Source organism: Micromonospora sp. NBRC 110038, from assembly GCF_020884815.1.
Taxonomy (GTDB): domain Bacteria; phylum Actinomycetota; class Actinomycetes; order Mycobacteriales; family Micromonosporaceae; genus Micromonospora; species Micromonospora haikouensis.
This window is the reverse complement of the sequence record NZ_BBOL01000007.1, coordinates 22,387-47,562: the sequence shown is the minus strand read 5'-3', so window position 1 is coordinate 47,562 and position 25,176 is coordinate 22,387. Positions and strand designations below refer to the sequence as shown.

Sequence of the window (25,176 nt, the reverse complement as noted above, 5' to 3'; positions counted from 1 at the left end):
ACGGTCAGCCCCGCGCGCGGCTGGTCATCGACGCACAAGAATCTCACGCCCGTGCCCGGATGCTCAAGGCGGTCGTCCGGCCCGGCGGGCCGCGGGCCGGTGGGGTCGCCGTCAGTCGCGGTGGGCCGGCGGGCCGGCGGGGTCCGCCTCGGCGAGCGCGGTGCGGATCGTGTCGAGCAGCGGGCCGTCCGGGTGGTCGATCCAGTGCTGGATGGCGACCCGCAGCGCCGCGAGGAAGCTCGCGGCCAGGACCCGGGACCGCAGCGCGGCGTGCGGGCCGGTGAGCCGGGACGCCAGTTCCGCGGCCACCTCCCGCTCGACCGTCGTGTACGCCGCCAGGTGGTGGGCGAGCAGGCTCGGGTGCGCCCGCAGCTGCCGGCGGTGCGCCAGCCAGGCCGGGTCGGGGTCGCCGTACACCTCGGCGGTGAGGCGCTCGGCCGCCCGGCTCAGCACCGTCCACGGCCGCTCGCCGGGCGCCTGGTCGCGGATCAGCTCCCGCATCCGGCGCAGCCGCACGGTGTCGCCGTGGAAGAACGCCTCCTCCTTGCTGGAGAAGTAGTTGGAGAAGGTGCGGCGGGAGACGTTGGCGGCGTCGGCGATCGCCTCGACGGTCACCCGGTCGGGCCCCTGGGTGGCGGCGAGGCGCAGGGCGGCCTCGTGCAGGGCGAGGCGGGTGGCCGCCTTCTTGCGCTCGCGCAGCCCGGTGACCTGGTCCATGGGCGTCACGATACGTGGCCGGTGATCTACTTCTCAACGCGCAAACTTGCCCAGTGGGCACGTTCGGAGGATAGTTGCTTGCAGCAACCATCACTGTGGGGAGGGCGGCGTGGAGACCACCCGGGAGCTGGGCGCGCGGCTGTACGACCTGCTCAAGAGCGTGCGGCTGATCAAGCAACGGCGCGCCGACGACCGGCCGTCCGTGCCGCTCGGGCTGGTCGGCATGCTTACCCAGATCGAGCAGCTCGCCGCCGGGGCCCACGCCCGGGAGCTGGCCGAACACACCGGGCTCGACCCGTCCACCGTCAGCCGCGCCGTCGCCTCGCTCGTCGCGCACGGCCTGGTCGAGCGGCGGGCCGATCCCACCGACCGGCGGGCCAGCTGCCTGGCCGTCACCCCCGCCGGCCGGGCGGCCCTCGCGGACGCCTACGGCTGGTACGGCGAACTGCTCGACCGGGCGCTCGCCGACTGGACCCCCGACGAGGTGGCGGCACTGTGCTCGGCGCTGGGCCGGTTCACCCGCGACCTCGGGTCCGCCCTCGGCGGCAGAGTCGACCCCGCGTCCGCCCCCGGCGGCGAAACCAACCTCGGGTCCGCCCCCGGCGGCGAGGCCGACCTCGGGTCCGCCCCCGCAGACAACGACAACCTGGAGGCCGCGCGATGAGCGCACCCACCACGACGGCCGAAGCCGCGCCGATGACCCATCGGCAGACCCTCGAAGCGCTCAGCGGCCTGCTGCTGGTGCTCTTCGTCGCCATGCTCAGCAGCACCGTCGTGTCGACGGCGCTGCCGAAGATCATCGGGGCGCTGGACGGCTCGCAGACCCAGTACACCTGGGTGGTCACCGCCACCCTGCTCACCGCGACGGCCACCACCCCGATCTGGGGCAAGCTGGCGGACCTGTTCAACAAGAAGACGCTGGTGCAGGTCGCCATCGTCGTCTTCCTCGCCGGCTCCGTGGTCGCCGGCTTCTCCCAGACCGCCGGTCAGCTCATCGCCGCCCGCGCGTTCCAGGGCATCGGCGTCGGCGGCCTCCAGGCCCTCGTCCAGGTCGCCATCGCGGCGATGATCCCGCCGCGCGAGCGCGGTCGCTACAACGGCTACCTCGGCGGCGTCATGGCCGTCGCGACGGTCGGCGGCCCCCTGCTCGGCGGCCTCATCGTCGACACGTCCTGGCTGGGCTGGCGTTGGTGCTTCTTCGTCGGGGTGCCCGTCGCCCTGGTCGCGCTCGTCCTGCTCCAGCTCACCCTGCGCCTGCCCACCGTCCGCCGCGACAACGTCAAGATCGACTATCTGGGCGCGGCCCTGATCGCCGCCGGCGTCAGCGTGCTGCTGATCTGGATCTCGTTCGTCGACGACTCGTTCGCCTGGCTGTCCTGGCAGACCGCCGCGATGGTCGGCGGCGCGGTGCTCCTGCTGGCCCTGGCCACCTGGGTCGAGTCCCGGGCCGCCGAGCCGGTCGTCCCGCTCGGCATCGTCCGCGAGCGCACCACCGCCCTGGCCATCCTCGGCAGCCTCGCCGTCGGCATGGCCATGTTCGGCGGCGCCGTCTTCCTCGGCCAGTACTTCCAGATCGGGCGCGGCTACAGCCCCACCGAGGCCGGCCTGCTCACCATCCCGATGATGGCCGGCGTCCTCGGCTCGTCGATCATCGCCGGCCGGATGATCACCAGGACCGGGCGGATCAAGCCCTACATCGTCGTCGGCGCGATCCTCCTCGTCGCCGGGTTCGCCCTGCTCGGCACCATCGACCACGAGACGTCGCTCGTCCTGGTCGGCGTGGCCATGTTCGTCGTCGGCACCGGCGTCGGCATGACCATGCAGAACCTCGTGCTCGCGGTCCAGAACACCGTGTCGCTGCGCGACATCGGCGCGGCCAGCTCCACCGTCGCGTTCTTCCGTTCTCTCGGCGGCACCATCGGGGTCTCCGTGCTCGGCGCGGTCCTCGCCCACCGGGTCAGCGACCGGATCACCCACGACCTCGCCGCCGCGGGCATCCCCGTCTCCGGCAGCTCCGGCGGCGGCAGCCTCAACCTCGACGTCCTGCCCGCGCCCGTGCGCGAGATCGTCCGGGCCGCGTACGGCGACGCCACCGGGCACATCTTCCTGATCTCCGCGGCCATCGCGGTCGTCGGCGTCGTCGCGGCCCTCCTGCTCCGGCCGGTCACCCTGCGCACCAGCCTCGACCTGCCCGACCCGGCCAGGTCGGCCGCCGTGGCCGCCGACGCCGTCGATGGCGCGCCCGCCCTCGACCAGGTGGCCGTCGACGCCGGTCGCGGGAGCCGACCGCCCGCCCGCAGGGCCTGACCCGCCCCGGTGCCGGGGCCACCGTCGCCGCCCGGTGACGGTGGCCCCGCCTGCCGTGCGGGCTGGTTGCGGCATGTCGTCCGGGCCGGTCGCCGCCCGTTGTCCGGGCTGGTCGCCGCCTGCTGTCCGAGCCGGCGTCGGCGCGGCGGGCGGTCCGGGGCCGGCGCGGCGGGCGGGTCGGAGTCAGCGTCAGCGTCAGCGTGGCGACGCGTACGCCAGCGGCAGCGGGGCCGGCTGCCCCTCCCACGTGCCCGTCAGCCGGGCGCCGGGCAGGTCGGGATCGTCGCCGACCCGCCGCAGGATGGCCAGCTCCACGGAGCCGGCGAGGATCCGGCTCGGATCCCCGTCGTCGACCTGGTCGACCGCGTCGATCCCCGGAGCGCCGGCCAGGCCCGCCCCGTCGACCGCGATCCCCATGCTCGGCGCCCGCTCCTCGCGCCGACCGTCCACCTCGAAGTACTCCTGCGACTGGCCGGTGCCGGCGAGGATCGCCCCGGCCAGGGCCGCCGCGTAGACGGGGTCGCCGCAGGCGTCGTACACCCAGCGTGGCCCCAGCACCGAGTGCTCGCAGGTGCCGACGAGCCACGCGTCGGCCCCGCCCAGCGGCGCGCCCCGGTAGGTCAGCGGCACCTGGTGCACCGGCCCGTTGCCGGCCCGCACCAGCAGCGTCTCGATCCCCACTTCCCCGGCGGGGTCGTCGAAGCGGTACGCCGCGACGCGCTCGACGCCGGCGGCGGCGTCTCCCAGGAACCACGGACGACGGGGCAGCCAGGCCGACAACAGTTCGAGCTTCGTGGGGCGGATCTCCGCCCGGTGCAGCAGCGCCATCACCGGATCATAGGGACCCCGCCCGGAGCCAGGCCGCCGCGTGTCCCGCCCGGTCGGCGGGTGCCCGCGCGGTCGGCGCATGCCTCGCGGGGTCGGCGTGCGCCTTGCCCGGCCGCCGTGTGCCTCGCGCGGTCGGCGTGTGCCTCGCAGGGTCGGGCGGGCACCCGTCCCACGCCGACCCCGGTCAGGCCGGCGCGCGGGGCGTGCACGTGCGCGGCGGCGGCTCGCCGGTGTACCGCAGCTCGGCGCAGTACCGCAGCGCGCGGGCGGGGGAGAGGGTCCACTCGTACCGGGCGGCCTGGTAGCCCATGTAGGTGATGCGCCCGCAGCACCGGAAATCCCGGTCCCCGTCGCGCAGGTCGTAGGTCCGCGGCACCCCGTCGACCTCCAGCTCGACCCGCAGCCGGTAGTCGGACACGCCGCTCGGGAACGGGGCGACGGGGCCGCCCGACTCGTCGAGCCCGTCGAGCTCGACCGGGACCTCCAGGGTCTGCCCGGCGGCGAGGGGGTGCGGCATTTCGCCGCCGCGCCACCGGCCGGGCGGGGACGCGGCGGGGGAGGCGACGCCGTCGCGGCAGGCCAGCTCGACCCACGGCCCCTGCTCCCGGGCGCGGTCCACCCGCGCGACCGGCACTGCCCGGACCGTGGCGACCTGCACGTCCACGCTGCGCCGGGCACGCAGCGTCAGCGTGTGGACGGGCTCGGGGCCGACCGGTACGCCACCGTTGTCCCGCGCCCACGCCGCGAACCGGCCGCAGTCGTGCACCCACTCCGGTGGGCTGACCCGCGCCCGCGCCTCCGGCACCTCGAACGTCAGCTCGGTGCTGTACGCGGTGCCGGAGAGCGTGGCGGCCAGTTCGACGGCCCCGGCCGGGCCTGCGGAGGCGGCCGGCCGCCCGCCCGCGCCCGCCCGATCCGGCGGAGCGCCGCCGGTGGCCGTGGTGCGGCCCGGCTCGACCCGGTCGCCGCCGCCGTCGTTGCCCGAGCGCAGCGCGTAGACCGCGGCGAAGGCCAGCACCGCCGGCAGCACCCCGATGGCGACGACCCGGAGCAGCCGTCGACCGGCGCTCACGACCGGCCCTCGAAGGGCCCGGGACCGTCGGCCCCCCAGCCGCCCGTGATCTTCGCGTAGTACCGCTCCTGGTAGTGGCGGGCGAGGCTGGTGCTGCGGAACGGCCGGCCGTCGTCGTCGACGGTGAGCACCCGCCGTTCGCCGCCGAGGTCGACGTCCAGCTCGATGACCCACTCGCAGTACGACCGGTCCGTCTGCGCCTGCACGTCCACGGTGAGCGGCTCGCCCGGCGACAGCGTCAGCGAGTGCCCGTCCACGTAGGCCGCACCGAGTTCGAGCTTCTCCGTGACGACCCGCGCGATGCTGTCCGGCTCGTCCAGGTCGAAGCCGATCTTCAGCGGTTCGCCGCCGCCCTGGCTGCCCTCGTACACGTACGCGCCGGACAACGGCGCGGAGCGCCGCTGCACCCGGGCCCGGATCTGGGTCACGAACACCGGGCCGGTCCACTGGCCGACCACCGACAGCCGGATCCGGGTGAACAGCCGGTACGGGTGCCGCGGGCCGCCCGGGTACACGGTGTCGACGGCGTCGCCGGTGGCGGCCAGGTCGGCCACGGTGGTCGGCGTCCTCGGCAGGTCGAGCAGGCGGTGCCGCTGCTCGCCGGTCAGCGGCCCCGGGAACAGGCAGACGGAGGCGTCGTCGGAGCGGTCGTAGTAGTAGGCGTTGACGGACAGGGGCGGCTTCTGCTGCGCGGCCGACTGCTTCGCCGCCTCGACGGCCCGGTCGTCGCGCACCGCCTGGTCGGAGGAGGTGAGCCGGCTGGCCACCTCGGCGACCACCGCGCCGACGACCGCGCTCGCCAGGCCGCCGCCGGCCGCCCACAGCACGGCACGCCGGGAGAACTGGGCCGGCGGCCCGCCGCTCTGCTCCGTGGCGTGCTCCGGCGTGGCCTCGGGCACCGTCCGGCCGCTCCCGGGGGCCGCCCGCCCTGCCCCGGGCGCCGGTGTCGGCGGCGGCTGCGGCGTGCTGGCCGGGCCGGGCTCCCGGCTGCCCGTCGGCGTGCCCGTCGGCGTGCCGTGCGGCGTGTCCGTCGGCCGTGGCACCCGTGGCCTGCGACGGCCCCGCCTTCCTCCGGATCCGGAAGATGACACGCGAATCCCCCCGAAGCGCGATATCGACGAGAACTCATCGTAATAACCGGGACAACCCCACCCCCCACGCCGCCCACCGGCACGCGCGCCGACCGGGCCGACGACGGTGATCAAGAGGTTTGCGTCAAGTTTGATCTTCGGCCTGACACAAACCTCTTGATCACCGGGGCGGGGCGGGGGGCGGGGCGGGGTGGGGGTGGGGGTGGGTGGGTCAGGTGGGGGTGGGGGTGTTGAGGTAGTGCAGGACGGCGGCGACGCGGCGGTCCGTGCGGTCGGTGGGTGCGAGGTCGAGCTTGGCGAAGATGCTGCGGATGTGCTTGTGCACGGCCCCGTCGGTGACGAAGAGCCGCTCCGCGATGGCCGCGTTGCCCAGCCCTTCGGCCATCAGCGCCAGCACGTCGCGTTCGCGGGGGCTGAGCCGGTCCAGCCGGGTGTCGGGCCGGCTGCGGACCAGCAACTGGGCGACCACGTCCGGGTCGATGGCCGTGCCGCCGCCGGCCACCCGGCGCAGGGCGACCAGGAACTCCTCCACCCGGCCCACCCGCTCCTTGAGCAGGTAGCCGAGCCCGGCGCCGCCCCGGGCGAGCAGGTCGGTGGCGAACGCCTGCTCGACGTACGCGGAGAGCACCAGGACGGCGAGGCCGGGCTGGCGGCGGCGGGCCTCGACGGCGGCGACGATCCCCTCGTCGGTGTGGGTGGGCGGCATCCGCACGTCGACGATCGCCACGTCGGGGCAGTGCGCGTCGACGGCGGCCAGGAACGTGGTCGGGTTGTCGGCGGTGGCGACGACGTCCAGCGACTCGGCGCGCAGCAGCAGCGCCAGGCCCTCGCGCAGCAGCGCGTCGTCCTCGGCGATCACGATCCGCACGGCAGGTCCACCTCCACAGTGGTCGGACCGCCCGGCGGGCTGGTCAGGGTCAGTTTCCCGTCGTGCGCTTCGGCCCGCCGCCGGATGCCGGACAGCCCCGACCCGGCGCGCTCGTCCGCGCCGCCGCGACCGTCGTCGACGATCGTCACGCGCAGCCGGTCGCCGGCGCGGCGCACGGTCACCGTGGCCCGTCGCGCCCCGCTGTGCCGGGCGACGTTGGTCAGCGCCTCGGCGGCCACGAAGTATGCGGTGGCCTCCACCGACGCGGCGCACCGGCCGGGCACGTCCGCGTCGACGCGGGCCGGAACGGGGCAGGTGGCGGCCAGCGACAGCAGCGCGTCGGGCAGGCTGCGGTCGGTGAGCACGGGCGGCAGGATGCCGCGGACGACCGCGCGCAGCTCGGCGAGCGCGTCCTCGGCGGCGCGCTGCGCCCGCTCCAGGAGGGCGTCGGCGTCGGCCGGGTCGCGGGCCACCGCCCGGCGTGCCGCGCCGAGCAGCACGGTGACGCCGACGATGCGGTTCTGCGTACCGTCGTGCAGGGCCCGCTCGATGCGCCGCAGCTCGGCGGCGTGGGCGTCGAGCGCGGCGGCCCGCGTCGCGGTCAGCTCGGCGACCCGCAGCACCAGGTCGGCGCCCGGGGCGGGCGGGAGCAGCCGGCGGCCGGGCAGCTCCTGGAGGCGGGCCAGGGCGGGCGTGGCGTAGCCGACGAGGGCCAGCCAGCCGAGGCTGAACAGGCCGACCCCGAGCGCCCCGGCGGTGTCGGTCACGACGGGGAAGCCCAGCGCCGAGGTCGCCTCGCCGGCCGGGAGCAGCCGCCACCACAGCGGGAACGTGCCGTCGCGCAGCACGTTGATCGGCAGTGTCAGGCCGAGCAGGCCGAGGAACAGCCCCAGGGTGGCGTGCGTGACCAGCCAGCGCGCCTCCCGCCGTACGGTCGGGTCGGCCACGGCGGACCGCAGGGTCTCCGGGGCCGGCAGCCCGGCGGCGATGTCCGGGCCGGTGCGGGACAGCCGGTCGCGTTCCCGGTCGGCGACCAGGCGCAGCGCCCGCAGCGCGTACGGCACCGCCGGCAGGCCGACGCCGACCAGGCAGGTCAGCGCCGTGACCGTCAGCAGGGCCAGGGCGGACAGGGCGAGGACGGCGGTGCCGAGCCCGCCGACGAGGCGCTCCAACGCGTCCAGGCTGACGCGGACCCGGGCCGAGGGCAGCCACCGGCGACCGGCGGCCGGGCCGGGCCGATCGTGCTCGTCCGACGCCATCGTCGCCTCCTCCCCGCGGGACAGCAGCGACAGTAGGGCACCGGGGTGGGCCGGCGGCACCGCCGGGGCCGGAAAGTAGTGCCTGCTGTACCGGATCCGCCCGCCTGGCGGGATCAGGCCGGCTCTGCGGCGTCCGGCTGCGCCGGGGCGAGGACGCCGGTGCCGGACCAGTCGATGTACTCCTCGGCGAGGGCGCGATCGGGCTCGCCGCCGGCGTCCAAGGTGCTGTAGGCGGCGTAGAAGCGGCCGAAGCCGTACCCGCCGTTGGCGAGGGTGGCCAGCGCCCACGGTCGCAGGTTGGCGGGTAGCTGCTGCGGGTACCGCCGGTCCACGGTGACCTGGACGACGCCGAGCAGGTCGTAGGACTGTTCGAAGGTGCCGGCGTCGAGCACCCGGCACAGCGAGAACGCGTGCGGAACCTTCTCCTCCTGGTAGACCCACCGACCCTGTTGCTGGTCCGTGAAGGAAGAACCATGCCCGCTGGATCCCCGGGGTCGTCCGGGCCGCGCGGCACTGTCGCAGTTGGAGTCGTCGCCGGTGGTGCAGGCGTGGGAGCTGGGCATCCGGCTGCGCCAGCGCCGCGAGGAGGTCGGCTTCACCGCGGCGGCGGCCGGTCGCGCCATCGGCATCATCCAGGCGTACGTCTCCGGGGTGGAGTCGGGCCGGGTCACCCGCCCGCCGGCTGGGGGGATGATCGAGGCGTACGAGTTCGAGCCCGACGATGCGGCCGAGCTGGAGCAGCTCCGGGCCGGCGCGGAGCACATCCGCAGCTTCCACCCGGAGGCGATCCACGGCCTGTTGCAGACCGAGGAGTACGCCCGCGCGGTGATCCGGGGCGGCACCACCACGATCCGGCTGACCGAGGTCGAGCGGCGGGTGGCCGTGCGGATGGCCCGGCAGGCACGCCTCGACGGCGCGCACCCGCTGCGGGTGTCCGCCCTGCTCAGCGAGGGCGCGCTGCGCCAGCAGGTGATGCGCCGTTAGCTCGACCACCTCGTCCGGCTGGCCACCGAGCGGCCCGAGCAGGTCGAGGTGCGGGTGCTGCCGTTCAGCGCCGGGGCGCACCCCGCGTTCGGCGGGCCGTTCGAGATCCTGTCGTTTCCCTCGCCCGGCTGCCCGACCTGGTCTGGCAGGAGATCCTGACCTCCATCGACATCATCGACCAGTCCGTGCGGGTGACCGACTACATCGTCACCTTCGCCGAGACCCGGGAACTCGCGTTAAGGTCGGACGAGTCGGTCGACCTGATCCGCCGCATCGCCAAGGAGATGACGTGACCGGCCGTCGTCGTGACTGGTGCAAGTCGTCCCGCAGCTCCAGCAACGCCAACTGCGTGGAGGTGCGGCTCGGCGGCGACGCGGTCGGCGTACGCGACTCCAAGGACGTCGCGGGCCCGGCCCTGGCCTTCGGCCCGGCCGCGTGGGGCGGCTTCGTGGCCGCCCTGAAGGCGGGCTCCGCCCCCGGTCGCTGACTCCGGCCGCTGACTCCCGGCGCGCGCCCGCCCTGCCGCCGAGCGGCCGATCAGCGGGGGATATCGTCGGCGACCGACCGGCGGCTGCCGGCCTGGCACAACCGAACAGGCGGTCGTCGGTGTCCCGAGCGCGCGCGGTCCTCCCCCCGGCACTGCTGGCCCTCGTCCTGGTGGCGCTGGTGGCGTCCGGCATCCGGCCGTACGACCGGCTCACCTGGCTGCTGGAGACGGTCTGGGTGATCGTGGGCGTGCCGGTGGTGCTGCTCACCTGGCGACGCTTCCCGCTGAGCACGCTGCTGTGCTGCCTGCTCGCGGTCCACGCGCTGATCCTCATCGCCGGCGGCCACTGGACGTACGCGCGCACCCCGCTGGGCGACTGGGTGCGCGACCTGTTCGACCTGTCCCGCAACCCGTACGACCGGCTCGGGCACTTCGCGCAGGGCTTCGTGCCGGCCATCCTGGTCCGGGAGATCCTCGTCCGCCGCTCCCCGCTGCGGGGCAGCCGCTGGCTCGCCCCGCTCGTGGTCTGCGCCTGCCTGGCCTTCAGCGCCTTCTTCGAGATGATCGAGTGGTGGGCGGCGGTGGCCGGAGGCTCGGCCGCCGACGACTTCCTCGCCACCCAGGGAGACGTCTGGGACACCCAGTGGGACATGTTCCTGGCGCTGCTCGGCGCAATCACGTCGCTGGCCCTGCTCAGCCGGCTGCACGACCGGCAGCTTCCGTCGTCGGCAGCGCGCGACTGAACCGCGCCGCAGGTGTGCGGACGAATGGTTTACCGGCGTTGCTCAGGCTACCGCTGTCATTGACATCCGTCATGTCGACAAATGTCGCGGCTCGGCTGGTCGGCGTGCTCCCTGCGGCGCGACCTGCTGACGGCGGCGCGCGGCTCTGCCTGGCGTCCGGGCACGTGGGAGCGGGTTTCGGCCCATCGTCCGGCAGTGGCGGCGCGTGATCGGCGTCGATCTGCCGACCGCTGTGTCGCGTGACGGCGGACGGGGCGATGTTAGGGGTCGAGACTAAGGGGTGTCCCGCGTCCTGATCCTCGCTACACTGACGCCGGCAAATGTCCCACAATGCTTGCTGGGCTTTGCGGATGTGGCGGCGACTCGAATCGGATACGACGGGCGGTTGGCTACCCACGATGCTGACGTACACGGGGGAATGGCGAAGTCGCGGCCCACGCCGCCTGCCGGTGACCCCGGCCCCGACACCTGACCCGGCCGTGCCGGCCCCCTGAGCGGGTGCCCCCTGGGCGGCCGGGCGAGGCCCCGCCCCGCCCGGCCGTGCGTCCACGGCCGGCCCGTTCGCGCACGTCCTGGTCACCACGCGAGTCCGCGGTCGCCCGGGTCCGGGTCATCGTCCGCCTGAAGGAGGCACACATGGAGTCAACGGGTCGTGAGCGGCGGCTGCGGCGGCTGTGGGGTCCGACCAGTGGACGCACCGTGCTCATGCCGATCGACCAACCCGTGACGATGGGCCCGATCGCCGGGCTGGACGCGATCGACTCCCAACTCGTCCGGCTGCTGGCGGGGGCGCCGAACGGCATCATCGGCCACCGGGGGGTGCTGCGGCGGGTGCCGGCGGAGGTGGCCCGGTCCACGGGCGTCGTCATGCACCTCTCCGCCGGCACCGCCCTGTCGGGCCGGGGCCACGTCAAGACGCTCACCGGCGACGTCGTCGAGGCCGTCCGGATCGGCGCCGACGCCGTGTCGGCGCAGGTCACCTTCGGCGTGCCCGAGGAGACCGACATGCTGCGCGACCTCGCCCAGCTCGCCGGCGCGTGCGCCCAGTGGGGCATGCCGCTGCTGGCGATGGTGTACGTCGCCGGCGTCGACCCCACCGCCGCCCCGGAGAAGATCGCCCACGCCGCCCGCGCCGCCGCCGAGCTGGGCAGCGACATCGTCAAGGTCCCCTACACCGGCTCCGCCGACTCGTTCGCCACGGTCGTCGACGGCTGCTTCGCCCCGGTCGTGATGGCCGGCGGCGAGCCGTCCGACTCCTGGGAGGACGTCCTGCTCGATGTGAAGGACGCCCTGTGGGCGGGCGCGGCGGGCGTCTGCATCGGGCGCAAGGTGCAGCAGCACGCCGCGCCCGAGGCGGCCCTCGCGGACCTGCACGCGCTGGTGCACGCCAACAACCCCGGCTGACCCCGACGAAGGAGGCACGACCGTGTCCGACAGTGACGCGTTGATCCCGCTCTGGTGCGACCTGTCGCACCTGCGCGAGGGCCTGCCCGACATGGTGGCGGCGGTCGTCCAGGCACCCGTGCGGGGCGTCATGGTCCCGCCGGACGCGGTGCCCGACACCGCCCTGCCCGACCGGGTCGAGGTGGCGGTGCTCGTCACCGAGCCGGCCCAGCTCGACAAGCTCGACCCGTCCCGGGCGCTGACCGTCATCGCCGCCGACCACGCCACCCTCGCCGCCGTGCCGCACGGGGGCCGCTGGCGCCGGGGGCGCTGGATCGACGTCACCGACGCCGAGACGATGCAGGAGGCCGTGGCGGCGCTCGGCCACGTCGACGTGCTGCTGGTCAGCTTCGCCGACGAGACGAACATCCCGCTGGAGCTCATCGTCGCCGAGGCCCAGTCGCAGCGCACCACGGTCGTCAAGCGCGTGCACAACTCCGTGGACGCCCTGGTCACCCGCGGGGTGCTCCAGCACGGCCCGGACGCGATGCTGCTGCGTGTCTCCACCCCCGGCGAGGTGGTGCGGCTGGCCCGGGAGCTGCTGGAGCGGCGCACGGAGCAGCTCGACCTGGTCGAGGCCGAGGTGACGGCGGTGCGGTCCATCGGCATGGGCATGCGCGGCTGCGTGGACACGACCGACCTGTTCGAGCCCGACGAGGGGATCCTGGTCGGCTCGACCTCCTCGGGCGGGCTGCTGGTCTGCGCCGAGGTGCACTACCTGCCGTACATGAACCTGCGGCCCTTCCGGGTCAACGCCGGCGCCGTGCACTCCTACGTGTGGACGCCGGCCGGGCGCACCGCGTACATCACCGACCTCAGCGCCGGCGAGCAGGTCCTCGCCGTGAACACCGCCGGGCGCGCCCGTCCGGTCCTGGTCGGCCGGATCAAGACCGAGATGCGTCCGCTGCGCCTGATCGAGTGTCGCATCGGCGACTCGACGATCAACACCATCGTGCAGGACGACTGGCACGTGCGGCTGTTCGACGCGGCCGGCGCGGTGACCAACTGCACCGCCATCGCCGTCGGCGACCGGATGCTGGCGATCTCCGCCGTGCCCGGCCGCCACGTGGGCATCCCGGTCAGCGAATCGATCAAGGAGAACTGAGATGACCGACGCCGACAGCACCCTCGACCAGCTCGTCGCGCTGCTGCTGCGCCGCCAGGGCAACCCGGTCGACTCGATCGGCCCCGACGACCGGCTGCTCGACCTGGCGGTCGACTCGATCGACATGGCGTACCTGATGTCGCACTTCGAGCGCCAGTACGACGCCGACTTCGCCGACGAGGACTTCGAGCTGAACCGGTACGTCACGGTGGGCGACCTGGCCAAGGCGATCGACGCGCGGATCAATGGCTGAGGGCGCGACGCGGACCCGCCGCCCCCCGGTCATGGACCCGGGGCTGTCGCTGGGCTGGGACGACGGCCCCCTGGACGGGCTGAGCTGCCTGCTGCGCTGCGTCGAGTCGGCGCTGCGGGCCGAGGGCTTCGACAACCGGGAGATCGCCCAGGCCCTCGCCGTGCCGCTGGACCTGCGCGGCGACCGGCGCAAGTCCTCCTGGTTCCGGCACGGCCGGCTGGACTGGCGCAACGCCGTCGACGGCCACGAGCACTGGGACGAGTTCACCGCGCTGGTCGCCTCGGGCACCCCGTGCGTGCTGATGCCGGACCGCTACTACTGGCCCGGCGACGAGTTCGAGGGGGTCGCGCACTTCCTCGACCACATGGTGCTCGCCGTGGCGTACGACGGCGAGGTGCTGGAGGTGCTGGACACCGACGCGCCGCCGGCCGACGGGTACCGCCGCCGGATCCCGGTCACCCCCGACGTGGTCCGGGGCTGCTGCCGGTTCGCCACCGCGCACTTCACCCCGCCCCACGACGACGCCGCCGCGCTGCGCGCCACGCTGCTGGAGCCGACCGCCGTGGCGCTGGCCGAGGACCTGCCGGCGCTGCGCGCCGTCGCCCGACGCTGGCGGCGCGACGGCCTGACCGGGCCCGCCGCCCGGGCCCTGCACGTGGTCGTGCTCGGCGCGGTCCAGCCGTCGCTGTTCCTCACCGCGCTGGCCGTCGAGCAGGCGTATCCCGCGCTGGCCACCGAGCTGCTCGCCGCGTCCCGTGCGGCGCAGAAGCTCGGCCGGACCCTCATCGGCGCGCACCGCTGGGCGGGCGCGCAGGCCGACGACACCTCCGTGTACGCCCCGGTGCTCGCCGTCTTCGAGGCGTGCGAGGCGGCGCTGGCCCGGCTCGGCGACGAGCTGCACCGCCAGCTCGACCTGCCGGCGCCGGACCCCGATGCCGACGGCGACGACGAGGGCGTCTGGCGGCGGATCGTGCGCAACCAGGCGTGGTGCTACGCCGACCGGGTCGCGCCCGCCGACCAGCACCGCGACGAGGAGAGGAACCGATGACCGGAGAAGGCCCACTCGACCTGAGCGAGTCCCAGGCGCTGCGGCGGCGCGCCGTGGCGGTCGACGCCACCCTCGCCTACGAGGGCTACGTCCTGGCCCGCGACCGCCTCGTCGACGGGGCGTACCCGCTGTACGGCGAGCGCGCCAGCGGCGCCCACATCTGGGACGTCGACGGCAACCGCTACCTCGACCTGATCCTGGCCTACGGCACGATCATCCTCGGGCACGCCGACCCGGTGGTCTCCGAGGCGGTCCTGCGGGAGATCCGCGACGGCTTCGCCATCACGCTGCGCAAGCGGGTCCAGGTGGAGCTGGCGGAGCTGCTGACGACGGTGATCCCGCACGCCGAGAAGGTCTTCCTGCTCAAGACCGGCTCGGACGCCACCAGCGCCGCCGTCCGGCTCAGCCGCGTGCACACCGGGCGGACCCGGGTGATCCGCTGGGGCTACAACGGCTGGCACGACTGGTGCGCCACCCGCCCCGGCGGGGTGCCCACCGAGGCCCAGGCCGTGGTGGACAGCTTCGACTACAACGACCTGGACAGCCTGCGGGCCGCGTTCGAGCGCCACCCCGGCGAGGTCGCCTGCCTGCTGATGATGCCCTTCGAGGTGGACCCGCCGGCCCCCGGCTTCCTGGCCGGCGCGGCCGAGCTGGCCCACGAGCACGGCGCGCTGTTCGTCCTGGACGAGATGCGCTCCGGCTTCCGGGTGGCCCCCGGCGGCGCGCAGGAGCGCTACGACGTCCGGGCCGACCTGGTCACGTTCAGCAAGGCCATGGCGAACGGCTACCCGATCTCGGCCCTGGTGGGCCGCGAGGAGGTCATGCGGGCCGTCGGCGAGGTGCACATCAGCTCGACGTTCCACGTCAACGGCGCCGAGATGGCGGCGGCGGTGGCCACCATCAGCCAGCTGCGTGACGGTGCGATCCTCACGCACGTCGAGCGCCTCGGCGAGCGGCTCCAGGCGGGGCTGGCCAAGCAGCTCGCCGAGCACGGCCTGCCCGGCCGGGTGCTGGGGGTGCCGCAGATGCCGTTCCTGCGGTTCACCGACCCCGACGAGGCGGCGCGCGGCCGGGCGCACGACGCGTTCTACACCGAGACGACCCGGCGGGGCCTGCTCCTGCACCCCAACCACCACTGGTACGTCTGCGGCGCCATGACCGACGAGGACGTCGACGCCGCGCTGGAGGCGACCGCAGCCGGCTTCCGCGCCGCCGAGGCGGCCGCCCATGGCTGAACCGGGCCGGCGGCAGGTCGTCCACCGCGTCCGCGAGCTGCTGGCCCGCTACCGCGACCCGGCGCAGGTCGACGGCCTCGGCGACGACGAGCCGCTGGCCGTCCTCGGCGTCGACTCGGTCACCCTGATCACCGTCGCCGCCGAGCTGCACCAGCGGTGGGACCTCACCATCGGAGACGACGCCGTGCTCGACCCGGCGGCGTCGGTCGCGTCCCTCGCCGCCGCGGCCGTCGCCGCCGACCGGCCGGACGGCCGCACCGGCGGCCGGCTCGACGTGGTCGGGATGGGCGTCGTGGCACCGACCGGCCACGGCGTGCCGGCCCTGTGGGACGGCCTGCTGGCCGAGCGGGCGCACCGGCTGCCCATGCCGTACGACGCCGCGCGCGGCCACCGGGCCGGCGCGGTGGCCGGCGCGTCCGCCGCCGAGGTGGTGGCACCGGACCGCCTGCTCGACCTGGTCTGCCTGGCCGCCGGGGAGGCGCTCGACGGCCTGGACCTGGGCCGCCGGGCCGGCGTCACGCTCGTCGTCGGCACCACCGACACCGGCGGCAACGCCCTCGGCCACGCCCTCGCCGGGGCGGGCGACGACCGGGCGGCGCTGGCCGGGTGGGTCGCCGAGCGCGCCGCCGAGAAGCTCGGCCTCGGCGCGGCCGTCACCGTGGGCAGCGCGTCGGCCTCCGGGGCGGTGGCCCTCGGGTACGCCCGTGACCTGCTGCTCGCCGGCGACGCCGAGGAGGCGCTCGTCGTCGGCGCGGACACGGTGTCGAAGTCCGCGTTCCACGGCCTGGCCGCCCTGCGCACGCTCGGCGTGGACGGCTGCCAGCCGTTCCACGAGGCGCGGCGGGGCATCGCGCTGTCCGAGGCCGCCGCCGCCTGCCTGCTGCGCCGGCCGTCCCCCGGCGACGACGCCGTCCTCGGCCGGCTGGCCGGCTACGGGGCGAGCAGCTTCACCACCCACATGGCGGCCCCCGAGTCCGCGGGGATCGAGCTGGCGCTGCGCCGCGCGCTGGCCGCCGCGTCCCTCGCGCCGGGCGACGTCTCGTTCGTCAACGCCCACGGCCCAGGCACCAAGCTCGGCGACGTGGCCGAGATGCGGGCGCTCGCGGACGTCTTCGGCGACCGGGTCCGGGCGCTGCCGATCAACAGCGTGAAGGGTCTGCTCTGGCACTGTCAGGGCGCGGCCGGGGTCATCGAGTCGCTGGCGTGCCTGCTGTCGCTGCGGCACGGGACGCTGACCCCGACGACGGCGGCCGAGCCCGTCGACCCGCAGTGGAGGGAGTACGACATCGTGACCAAGCCCCGGGACCTCGCCGACGCCCGGTCGGCCGTCTCCGTCTCCTGCGGCCTGGGCGGCGTCAACACGGCGGTCGTCTGGGAGCGGGCGTGAGCACGGGAGCCGGGGTGGGCACGGGAGCGGGCGTGCACACGGCGGCGGCCGGCGCGGCGACCGTGACGACGGTGCGCCTGGCGGCCGGCGGCAGCGACCGGTTCGCCCTCGACGAGGCGGCGCGCAACCGGGCCCGGGGGCGCGACGGCTGGCCCGCCGAGCCCGACCTGACCCGCGTCGTGGTCGACCGGTTCACCGACGTCGTCGGCCGGGTCGTGGCGGCCGGTGGGCTGGACGCCGCCGCCCGCCGGGAGACCGAGATCGCGGTGGGCACCCTCTACGGCATGGCCCGCGTCGGCGAGGTCATGCACGAGCAGCTCGACGAGGCCGGGCCGAAGTGGCTCGCGCCGGAGATGTTCGTCTACTACTCGCCGCACTCGCTGGTGTCGGCGGCGGCGGTGGCGCACGGGCTCGGCGGCGCCGCCACGACGCTGCTCGGCCGCGACGGCGGGATGCAGGCCCTCCTGCACGCGGTGCGCCGGCTGGCCACCGGCCAGGCCGACACGGTGCTGGTCGGCGCGTACGAGGCGCTCACCCCGTTCGCGGACGCGGCGCTGGACCGGCTCGGGGTGCCGCACCACGCCCAGTTCGGCGACGTGGCGGCCGTGCTGCTCGGCCGGGAGGCGACCGGGGACGCCGGTGACCGCCACCTGCTGTCGGTGGCCCGGGGCGTGGCGTCCGGTCGGGCGCTGCCCGACGTGCTGGACGCGGCCGGCGTCGACCCGGCCGCCGTCGCCGACGTGCGGCTGTGCGGCGCGACCGTCGCCGTCCAGCAGGCCGCCCGCGCCGAGTTCGGCGCGGCGTTCCCCCGGGCCCGGACGTGGGTCGGCGGGGCGTCCTCGCCGGCCGTCGGGCCGGTGTGCGCCCTCGCCGAGGCGGTCGCCCCGCCCGCTGACGCCGGCACGGAAACCGCCGCCGCCGAGGGGGAGGCCGCCGGCCGGGTCGTGGTCGTGGTGGCCGGTCGGCCCGGGGCGTGGGACGTGGTGCTCGCCCGATGAGCGGCCCGGCCACCCTCGCGGACGCGCTCGCCGAAGTGGCGGGCAGGAGCCCGCACCGCCCGGCGGTCGTCGCCGGCGACCGGACGCTGACCTACGCCGAGCTGCTGCGGCGGGCGGACCGGCTCGCGGCGGGGCTGACCGGCCGGGCCGCCACCGTCGCGCGGTGCGCCGACGACGTCGCCGTGACGGTCGTGGCCGCCGCGATCGCGGACGTGCCGCTGCTCGTCGGCGACGCCCGGGCCGCCGACGACGAGCGGGACCGGGCCCGGTCGCTGTTCCGCGCCGACCGGCTCGTCACCGGCGACGGCGACCGGCTCACGGTCGAAGGGCTCGCCGGGTTCGCAGGGCTCGACGGGTTCGCCGCCGGGGACGCCGACCGGCTCGCCGTCGCGGGTCACGACGGGCCGGGCGGCGACCCCGGCGGGGACGGGCCCGCCGGGCTGGGACTGTCCACCTCGGGCAGCGAGGGCTGGCCGAAGTGCGTGGAGCGGCCCTGGCCGGCGGTGACGGCCAACGCGCGGGCGTTCGCCGCGGCGCTGGAGCTGTCCCCCGGCGAGGTGGTCGCCTGCACGACCCCGCCGCACCACAGCTACGCCCTGTGCGGCGGCATCGTCACGACGCTGGTCGCCGGAGGCACGTACGTGGCGCTGGACCAGCGGCCGGGCCCTCGCACGGTGGCCGACGCCGTCGACGGGCACCGGGTGGCGGTGCTGCTGTCCGTGCCGCTGCTGTACCGGTGGTTCTCGACCGCCGGCCTCGCCACCCGGCACCGGCCCCGGCTCTGCGTCTCGGCGGGCGCGCCGCTGCCGCCGGAGGACCGCCGGCGGTGGGCGGAGGCGGTGGGCTGGCGCATCGGCGAGCACTACGGCACCTCCGAGCACGGCATGCTGACCCTCGACACCGAGTCGGTCGCCGGCTCCGTCGGCCGGCCGGTCGCCGGGGTGACGCTGACCGTCGACCCCGCGCCCGGCCCCGGGGACGTCCTCGTGTCCTGCGCCGGCCCGCCGACCCGCGTCCACGCCGCCGGGCCGGCCCCCGGGCCGGCCGGACACGGGCCCCAGCCGACCGGCGACGTGGGCCGGCTCGACGGCGACGGGCGGCTGCACCTGCTCGGCCGCCGGGGCGGCACGCTCAACGTCGCCGGCAACAAGGTGCCGGCCGCCGAGGTCGAGGACGCGCTGCGGGCGTTCCCGGCCGTGCGGGACTGCGCGGTCGTCGGCGCGCCGGGGCCCGGCGGCGGGCAGGAGGTCGTGGCGTTCGTCGAGACCGCCCGCGAGCTGGACCACCGGGCGCTGTACGCCTTCCTGCACGGGCGGCTGGCCGCGTACAAGGTGCCCGCCCGGGTGGTCGTCGTCGACCGGCTGCCCCGCAACGTCAACGGCAAGCTGCTGCGCTCCGAACTGCTGCGCGGGCTGGCCGCCGGCACCTGGCGCTGACCCGCGCGGGCGGGCCGGCGTCGGGCACCGGCGGCGTGCCGTGGTGGGACACGGGCCGCTCGGCACAGCGGCGGGCTGCTCGGCGCGGACGAGGGCCGCTCAGCGCAGCAGGGCCGCGAACGACTCCGCGAGGTCGGACTCGGCGCGCAGCCGGGCGAGGCTGTCCCGGGCGTAGCCGGCCCGCTGCGCCAGCGTGGCGTCGTCGAGCGCCTCTCCGATCGTGGCCGCCAGGTCGGCCGCCGGCACCACGGGATCGTCGGTGGCCCCCGAGTGCCGGTTGACGTACCGGATCCGGCCGTCGGGCTCGACCTCGGTGGTCCGCGCCACCAGGCCCGCGCCGTGGTCGGCGAGGAACTGCCGGCCGTTGGCCTCCTGCTCGCTCATGAACGGCAGGACCACCTGCGGCTTGCCGTGCAGCAGGCCGGCGAGCACCGTGGAGTAGCCGCCGTGGTTGACCACCAGGTCCGCCCAGCCGATCGGCCCGGTGATGCCGGTGAACCCGCCCAGCTCGACGTTCGGGTAGCGGTGCAGCCACTCGCGGGCGGCGAACCCGGCCGACAGGAACACCGACAGGTCGGGCCGGTCGCACGCGGCCAGCACCTCCCGCAGCGCGGTGTCGGTCACCATCCCGCCGCTGCCGATGGAGACGTACACCCGGCGGGTGCCGGCGGCGGCGCGCGGCACGTACGGCGCTCCGGGCGGATCCCAGTACAGCGGGCCGACGTACGCCGGACCCGACCGGCCGGGCGGTGCCGGCGGGGGCGGCTCCACCTCCGGCGCGCTCGGCACCACCGTCAGGTCGCCCCACAGCAGCTCGGGGATGCTGCCGACGGGGTCGAGCCCGTGCTCGGTGGCGACGGCGTCGAGGGCGTCCAGGGCGCTCGGGTGCGGCAGCAGCGTCGTCGGGTCGGCGGCGCTCCACGGCATCCACGCCAGCGGGTCGGGGCTGAGGAAGTCGGTGTCGGCGATCGACACCAGGGGCAGGCCCCGCAGCCGGGCGGCGAGCACCGCCGTGGGCTGCATGTCCGTGACTACGACGTCGGGCCGGTACTCGTCGATGGCGGCCAGGTCCCGCCGCAGGTGCTCGGCCAGCACCGACCGGCGGTAGTAGCGCGCGGTCACCGCGTAGACGCGTTCCACGTTGGCGAACGGAAGGAACGCCGGCACCCGCTTCGGCGCGCCGTCCGGCGCCGGCTCCCCGATCATCCGGTGGCCGCCCTCGGCGACCATCCGGGGCACCCCGGACGGGCCGAAGGCGCACTCGAAGCGCCCGCGCAGCCGCGCGGCGGCGGCGAGCGCCCGGCCGGTGTACCCGGCGCCGCCGCCGGCCGACCAGGGGCAGAAGAGGACCTTTCGGGTCATGGGAGCAGCGCCTCCAGTCCACGGGGATGGTCGAGGGAGTGCACGGCGTCGGCCGGCAGGTCCCGGCGCAGCACCTTGCTCAGCGTGCGGCCGGGCCCCGCGTCGACCAGCAGGTCGGCGCCCGCGTCCCGGGCGGTGGCCAGGCACTGCCACCAGCGCACCGGGGCCAGCATGTGCCGGTGCAGGTCGGCCCGGATCTCCGCGACGTCGCGGCTGGCCCGCCCGGTGGTGTTCAGCACCACCGGTACGCGGGGCTCCCGCAGGTCGGCGTCGGCCACCAGCGGGGCGAACCCGGCGTCGGCCGGGGCCATCAGGGGCGAGTGCGCGGCGAGGGCGATGGCGAGGGGCACCACCCGTTCCGCGCCCGCCGCCACGGCCCGCTGCGAGACGGCGGCGACGGCCGGGCCCGCGCCGGAGACGACCACCTGGTCGGGGCCGTTCACCGCCGCCACCGAGACGGCGTCGTCCCCGGCCGCGCGGACCAGGTCGGCGACGGCCGGCTCGGACAGCCCGATGAGGGTCGCCATCGCGCCGTCGGCGGCCAGGCTGGCCCGGTGCATCAGCTCGCCGCGCCGGGCCACCAGGTCCAGCGCGTCGGTCGCGGACAACGCCCCGGCCGCCGCGAGGGCGGTGAAGTGGCCGAGGCTGTGCCCGGCCACGCACACCGGCGGGTGTTCCGCGCCGCGCCGCGCCGTCTGTTCGACCAGGGCGTACCAGCCGGCGAGGCCGGCGAGGAACACCGCCGGCTGGTTCCAGTCCGTCCGCGCCTGGTCGGTGCGCTCGGTGCGGAAGCAGATCTCGCGCAGCGGCAGGCCGGTGCGGGACTCCGCCAGGTCGAACAGGTCCCGCACGGCGGGGGAGGCGTCGTGGAAGCGCTGGGCCATGCCGGGGAACTGCGCGCCCTGGCCGGGGAAGAGCAGCGCGTACCGGGGGGTCGTCACGCGCTCATCCCCCCGTCGACGGCGAGGACCTGCCCGGTGACGTAGGAGGCCCCGGGCGAGGCGAGGAACGCGATGGCGGCGGCCACCTCGGCGGGCGTGCCGGCCCGACCCATCGGCGTCTGCGCCAGGATCGCCGCGCGGGCCGGGTCGCCGCCCTGCGCGCTCATCGCCGACGGCACGTAGCCCGGTGCGACCGCGTTGGCGGTGACCCCGAACCGGGCGGTCTCCCGGGCCACCGACTTGACCAGCCCCACCAGCCCCGCCTTCGCGCTGGCGTACGCCGCCTGGAACGGCCAGCCGCGCAGCCCCGCCACGGACGTGGTGACCACGATCCGGCCGTGTCCCCGGCCGGTCATGTCGGGCAGCACGCCCCGGATGAGCAGCATCGCGGCGGTCAGGTTGACCGCGAGGGTGGCCGACCAGTCGTCGGCGCGCACCCGCGCCACCGGGGCCGGGCGCAGCACCGCCGCGTTGCTGACCAGCACGTCGACCGGCCCGGACCGGCGCGCCGCCGACAGCACGGCCGCGACCCCCGCGTCGGTGCCGACGTCGGCCCGTACGGTGGCGACGCCGGCCGTGTGCGGCGTCAGCTCGGCCACGAGGCGCTCGGCGGCGGCCTCGTCGCGGTGGTAGTGCAGCACCAGCGACACGTCCGGGCCGGCCAGCGCCTGCGCCACCGCCTGCCCGATCGCCCCGGTCGCGCCGGTGACGAGGACGGTGCGCCGGGTCATGCCGGCGTTCCGCCGTGGCAGCGCTGGAGCACGCCGACCCACTGCCGCATCAGGTGGGCCATCTGGTGGACGAAGCCGCGCAGCTCGTGGGTCCACACCCGGCCGGTCATCGCCTCGACGGCGTCCTGGAGCTGGTACGACAGCGACACGTACGCCTCGGCGTAGGTGTCGCCGTCGAGCTTGGCGTCGTGCAGCCAGCCGAGCACGTCCTCCAGGACCGCGATCGCGGTGAGTTCCTGTTGCAGGTCCCGCAGCAGCAAATGCTCGTTGCGGGTGTGTCGGGCCAGCGGGTCGCCGAACCGCACGGCGTGCCCGAGCCGCTTCGCGCACGCCTGCACGAAGTAGCCGCTGAAGATGTCGGCATACCTGTCGATCTCCTGGCCGTGGTGGCGGTAGCCCATGCGCGGGAAGTAGTAGGCGGGGATGGCGTCGCGGTGCACGGCGGTGTTCTGCGAGTTGACCGGCGCCCAGGTGTCGGTGTCGCAGACCAGGGCCGGCGCGGGCATGGCGGTCACCTCGGGCCGCACGGCGATGCGGGTGATCGCGTCGACGTCGGGGTCGCCCAGCCACAGCCCGGCGTTGATCCGCACGTCGACCGTCTCGGTGCGCTCGGAGGTCGGGGTGGGGTTGCGGTGCGCGTACGGGAAACCGCGCGGGTAGACCGGCATCGGCGCGACGGTGAGCTGCCCGCACGGGTTCCACCAGCCGGAGGCGGCGGTGACGACCCGCGCCGGCCGGGGGCCGGCGGCCACGATCGCGTGGGCGGTGAGGAAGTCGCCGTCGATAGGGAAGTTGTCGTCGTCGACGGAGACGAGGAAGTCGGCGTCGGACTGCCAGGACAGCAGGTAGCCGACGTTGCGCCGGTTGTCGGAGTCGTACGGCACGAGGGTGGGGGCGCCCAGGTCGGCCAGGAGGGCGTCCTGCTCGGCGACGGTGGGGCAGACGACGTGCAGGCCGTCGCGGCGGGCCCGCTCGACGTTGTCGAACAGGGCGGCGGGCGTCTTGCGGTCGGGGATGACGACGATCCGCACCCGCCCGTACGCGTCGGCCGCGCCGAGCAGCGTCCGGTACGCCGACAGGAACGCCTCGCCGTCGCCGATGGTCGTCATCACGACGTCGACGCGGGGCAGTGTCTCGCTCATCGGACTCCTTCTGTGGATGCAACGGGGGTGAGCAGCCGCAGCACCGCGTCGAGGGCGGCGCTGCCGCCGAGGTCCGCCACGACCGCGTCCGCGCCCGCCGCGCGCAGCTCGTCGGCCGGCGTGGCCCCGGTGGCGACGGCGAGGCAGCGCAGGCCCGACGCGTGCGCCGCCGTGACGTCCTTGGCGGTGTCGCCGACCACCACGCCGGGCCCGTGGCCGCCCAGCGCGGCCACCCCGGCGGCCACCACGTCGTCGCGGTCGCGGGCGGCGTCGCCGAAGCCGCCGTCGCGCAGCAGGTCCGCCAGGCCGGTGCGGCGCATCTTCCACCGGGCCACCGACCGGGCGTTGCCGGTGCTCATGCCCAGCGGGCAGCCGTGGCCGCGCAGCGCCTCCAGCAGGGCCCGGCAGCCGGGGAGCAGGTCGCCGGCGCCCGCGTCCCCGTCGGCCGCGGACCCGCCGATGCGCGCGGCGAGCGCGTCCATGACCTGCCGGGTGAGCCGGGGGAGCCGGCCGGCGGGGACGCCGTGGTGGCGCAGCGCCGCGTGCACCGTGCCGGCGTCGGTGAAGCCCGCCAGGTCGATGTCGGCGTAGAAGAGCTGGCCGCCCTCGTAGCGGAACTCCTCGGCGGTGCCGCAGACGTCGGCGATGGCGGCGGCCATCGTGGACATGTGGAGGCGCTGCACCGGTGCGCCGGGCCGGATGAGCGTGCCGTCGAGGTCGAACAGGACGAAACCGGGGGACGTCATGCCGGCGTCGCGTGCGCCGCGGCGCCCCGCGCGGCCGCGACCTCACCGGCGATCCACCGGTACGTGACGGCGAGACCCTCCTCGAGGGGGATGCGGGGGGCCCAGCCCAGCACCTGGCGCACCAGCGTGTTGTCGGAGTTGCGCCCGCGCACCCCCTGCGGCCCGGCGACGTGGCGCAGGCGCAGGTCGTCGCGGCCGGCCGCCGTCATCACCAGGGCGGCCAGCTCGTCGATCGTCACCAGGCGGTCGGAGCCGATGTTCACCGGCTCGGCGTGGTCGCTGCGCATCAGCCGGTAGGTGCCCTCGACGCAGTCGTCGACGTAGCAGAACGACCGGGTCTGCCGGCCGTCGCCCCAGATCTCCACCTCGCCGCCGGGAGGCGCCTCGGCGACCTTGCGGCACAGCGCGGCGGGGGCCTTCTCCCGCCCCCCGTCCCAGGTGCCGTAGGGGCCGTACACGTTGTGGTAGCGCGCGATGCGGACGTCCAGGCCGTACTGCTCGGCGTAGTACACGCAGAGCCGCTCCGCCATCAGCTTCTCCCACCCGTAGGAGTCCTGCGGGCCGGCGGGGAAGGCGTCGTCCTCGCGCAGCGGCCGCACGTCCGGGGTGGTCTGGGCGTACTCGGGGTAGATGCAGGCGGACGAGGCGAGGAAGTAGCGCCGCGCGCCGGCCAGCCGGGCCGCCTCGACGGTGTGCAGGTTGATCAGCGCGTTGTTGCGCAGGATCGTCGCCGGGTCCTTCGAGATGAAGCCCATGCCGCCCATGTCCGCCGCGAGGGCGTACACCTCGGAGACGCCGTCGCACGCCCGCCGGCAGACCTCCGGGTCGCGCAGGTCGCCCACGACGAAGTCGTCGGCGGTCGTGGCGCGGAACTCCGGCAGCCGCAGGTCGGCGCCGCGGACCCACCAGCCCTGGTCCTGCAGGTACGTCACCAGGTGGCCGCCGATGAAGCCGCCGGCTCCGGTGACGAGTGCGCGTCTGGTCATGGGACAA

At 75.7% G+C, this 25,176-nt stretch carries 25 protein-coding genes and 1 pseudogene; 13 read left to right on the top strand and 13 right to left on the bottom strand.

Features of this window, described 5'->3' with window-relative positions; genetic code table 11:
- Positions 1–111: 111 nt before the first annotated feature.
- On the bottom strand, positions 112–717 hold the full coding sequence (locus LPU61_RS23115) for a TetR/AcrR family transcriptional regulator (RefSeq protein WP_043963246.1): 606 nt from the start codon (positions 715–717) through the stop codon (positions 112–114).
- Positions 718–826: 109 nt separating this feature from the next.
- Here LPU61_RS23115 and LPU61_RS23110 point away from each other — a divergent pair, with 109 nt between their 5' ends.
- Positions 827–1,381 (top strand): MarR family winged helix-turn-helix transcriptional regulator, encoded by a 555-nt coding sequence (locus LPU61_RS23110; protein ID WP_063838574.1) that lies wholly within the window; start codon positions 827–829, stop codon positions 1,379–1,381.
- On the top strand, positions 1,378–3,024 hold the full coding sequence (locus LPU61_RS23105; protein WP_229406103.1) for an MDR family MFS transporter: 1,647 nt from the start codon (positions 1,378–1,380) through the stop codon (positions 3,022–3,024). The genes LPU61_RS23110 and LPU61_RS23105 overlap by 4 nt, the downstream gene beginning before the upstream one ends.
- Before the next feature lie 195 nt (positions 3,025–3,219).
- On the opposite strand, the gene LPU61_RS23100 is transcribed toward LPU61_RS23105, so the two are convergent.
- From LPU61_RS23100 to LPU61_RS23075, 6 genes are all read right to left on the bottom strand, one after another.
- Complete coding sequence (locus tag LPU61_RS23100) at positions 3,220–3,852, bottom strand: hypothetical protein (protein ID WP_043963248.1); 633 nt, start codon at positions 3,850–3,852, stop codon at positions 3,220–3,222.
- Positions 3,853–4,036: 184 nt separating this feature from the next.
- Positions 4,037–4,924, bottom strand: coding sequence for a hypothetical protein (locus LPU61_RS23095; protein WP_229406102.1), 888 nt, complete (start codon positions 4,922–4,924; stop codon positions 4,037–4,039).
- Positions 4,921–5,823: a hypothetical protein gene (locus LPU61_RS23090; RefSeq protein WP_043963250.1), complete on the bottom strand. Its 903-nt coding sequence runs from the start codon at positions 5,821–5,823 to the stop codon at positions 4,921–4,923. The genes LPU61_RS23095 and LPU61_RS23090 overlap by 4 nt, the downstream gene beginning before the upstream one ends.
- A gap of 403 nt (positions 5,824–6,226) precedes the next feature.
- Positions 6,227–6,883, bottom strand: a complete 657-nt coding sequence (locus LPU61_RS23085) for a response regulator transcription factor (protein ID WP_043963251.1) — start codon at positions 6,881–6,883, stop codon at positions 6,227–6,229.
- A complete protein-coding gene (locus LPU61_RS23080; RefSeq protein WP_229406101.1) occupies positions 6,871–8,142 on the bottom strand; it encodes a sensor histidine kinase in 1,272 nt (423 codons plus the stop codon). The genes LPU61_RS23085 and LPU61_RS23080 overlap by 13 nt, the downstream gene beginning before the upstream one ends.
- A gap of 113 nt (positions 8,143–8,255) precedes the next feature.
- Complete coding sequence (locus LPU61_RS23075) at positions 8,256–8,705, bottom strand: hypothetical protein (protein ID WP_229406100.1); 450 nt, start codon at positions 8,703–8,705, stop codon at positions 8,256–8,258.
- On the opposite strand from LPU61_RS23075, the pseudogene LPU61_RS23070 reads away from it, so the two are divergent.
- The 11 genes and pseudogenes from LPU61_RS23070 to LPU61_RS23020 all read left to right on the top strand — a co-directional run bounded on the left by LPU61_RS23070 (position 8,602) and on the right by LPU61_RS23020 (position 19,261).
- Positions 8,602–9,285: pseudogene (locus LPU61_RS23070) on the top strand (helix-turn-helix domain-containing protein). The gene LPU61_RS23075 and the pseudogene LPU61_RS23070 overlap by 104 nt on opposite strands.
- A gap of 130 nt (positions 9,286–9,415) precedes the next feature.
- Entirely contained in the window at positions 9,416–9,613 is a 198-nt protein-coding gene (locus LPU61_RS23065) for a DUF397 domain-containing protein (protein WP_229406099.1), read from the top strand.
- Between the two features lie 119 nt (positions 9,614–9,732).
- Complete coding sequence (locus tag LPU61_RS23060; protein WP_043963253.1) at positions 9,733–10,356, top strand: DUF2238 domain-containing protein; 624 nt, start codon at positions 9,733–9,735, stop codon at positions 10,354–10,356.
- Positions 10,357–10,992: 636 nt separating this feature from the next.
- A complete protein-coding gene (locus tag LPU61_RS23055; protein WP_229406097.1) occupies positions 10,993–11,760 on the top strand; it encodes a class I fructose-bisphosphate aldolase in 768 nt (255 codons plus the stop codon).
- Between the two features lie 22 nt (positions 11,761–11,782).
- Positions 11,783–12,904 carry a 3-dehydroquinate synthase II gene (locus LPU61_RS23050; protein WP_052503773.1) on the top strand — a complete coding sequence of 374 codons (1,122 nt, stop codon included), beginning with the start codon at positions 11,783–11,785 and terminating at the stop codon, positions 12,902–12,904.
- Between the two features lies 1 nt (position 12,905).
- A complete protein-coding gene (locus LPU61_RS23045; protein WP_229406096.1) occupies positions 12,906–13,157 on the top strand; it encodes an acyl carrier protein in 252 nt (83 codons plus the stop codon).
- The gene (locus tag LPU61_RS23040; RefSeq protein ID WP_229406094.1) at positions 13,150–14,205 is read left to right on the top strand and encodes a hypothetical protein; all 1,056 of its coding nucleotides are present in this window, start codon (positions 13,150–13,152) and stop codon (positions 14,203–14,205) included. The genes LPU61_RS23045 and LPU61_RS23040 overlap by 8 nt, the downstream gene beginning before the upstream one ends.
- Complete coding sequence (locus LPU61_RS23035) at positions 14,202–15,440, top strand: aspartate aminotransferase family protein (protein ID WP_052503775.1); 1,239 nt, start codon at positions 14,202–14,204, stop codon at positions 15,438–15,440. The genes LPU61_RS23040 and LPU61_RS23035 overlap by 4 nt, the downstream gene beginning before the upstream one ends.
- Positions 15,433–16,827 (top strand): beta-ketoacyl synthase N-terminal-like domain-containing protein, encoded by a 1,395-nt coding sequence (locus LPU61_RS23030; protein WP_229406092.1) that lies wholly within the window; start codon positions 15,433–15,435, stop codon positions 16,825–16,827. Before LPU61_RS23035 ends, LPU61_RS23030 begins: the two co-directional genes overlap by 8 nt.
- On the top strand, positions 16,824–17,825 hold the full coding sequence (locus LPU61_RS23025; RefSeq protein ID WP_144420244.1) for a hypothetical protein: 1,002 nt from the start codon (positions 16,824–16,826) through the stop codon (positions 17,823–17,825). The genes LPU61_RS23030 and LPU61_RS23025 overlap by 4 nt, the downstream gene beginning before the upstream one ends.
- A complete protein-coding gene (locus LPU61_RS23020) occupies positions 17,822–19,261 on the top strand; it encodes a class I adenylate-forming enzyme family protein (protein WP_229406091.1) in 1,440 nt (479 codons plus the stop codon). Before LPU61_RS23025 ends, LPU61_RS23020 begins: the two co-directional genes overlap by 4 nt.
- Before the next feature lie 99 nt (positions 19,262–19,360).
- On the opposite strand, the gene LPU61_RS23015 is transcribed toward LPU61_RS23020, so the two are convergent.
- The 6 genes from LPU61_RS23015 to LPU61_RS22990 are packed head-to-tail and all read right to left on the bottom strand — an operon-like array spanning position 19,361 to position 25,169.
- Positions 19,361–20,623 (bottom strand): glycosyltransferase, encoded by a 1,263-nt coding sequence (locus tag LPU61_RS23015; protein ID WP_229406090.1) that lies wholly within the window; start codon positions 20,621–20,623, stop codon positions 19,361–19,363.
- Positions 20,620–21,564 carry an ACP S-malonyltransferase gene (locus LPU61_RS23010; RefSeq protein WP_229406089.1) on the bottom strand — a complete coding sequence of 315 codons (945 nt, stop codon included), beginning with the start codon at positions 21,562–21,564 and terminating at the stop codon, positions 20,620–20,622. The genes LPU61_RS23015 and LPU61_RS23010 overlap by 4 nt, the downstream gene beginning before the upstream one ends.
- Complete coding sequence (locus LPU61_RS23005) at positions 21,561–22,295, bottom strand: SDR family NAD(P)-dependent oxidoreductase (RefSeq protein WP_229406088.1); 735 nt, start codon at positions 22,293–22,295, stop codon at positions 21,561–21,563. Before LPU61_RS23005 ends, LPU61_RS23010 begins: the two co-directional genes overlap by 4 nt.
- Positions 22,292–23,437 carry a hypothetical protein gene (locus LPU61_RS23000; RefSeq protein ID WP_043963259.1) on the bottom strand — a complete coding sequence of 382 codons (1,146 nt, stop codon included), beginning with the start codon at positions 23,435–23,437 and terminating at the stop codon, positions 22,292–22,294. Before LPU61_RS23000 ends, LPU61_RS23005 begins: the two co-directional genes overlap by 4 nt.
- A complete protein-coding gene (locus LPU61_RS22995; RefSeq protein WP_052503779.1) occupies positions 23,434–24,183 on the bottom strand; it encodes an HAD family hydrolase in 750 nt (249 codons plus the stop codon). Before LPU61_RS22995 ends, LPU61_RS23000 begins: the two co-directional genes overlap by 4 nt.
- Positions 24,180–25,169, bottom strand: a complete 990-nt coding sequence (locus LPU61_RS22990) for an NAD-dependent epimerase/dehydratase family protein (protein ID WP_229406087.1) — start codon at positions 25,167–25,169, stop codon at positions 24,180–24,182. The genes LPU61_RS22995 and LPU61_RS22990 overlap by 4 nt, the downstream gene beginning before the upstream one ends.
- Positions 25,170–25,176 lie beyond the last annotated feature (7 nt).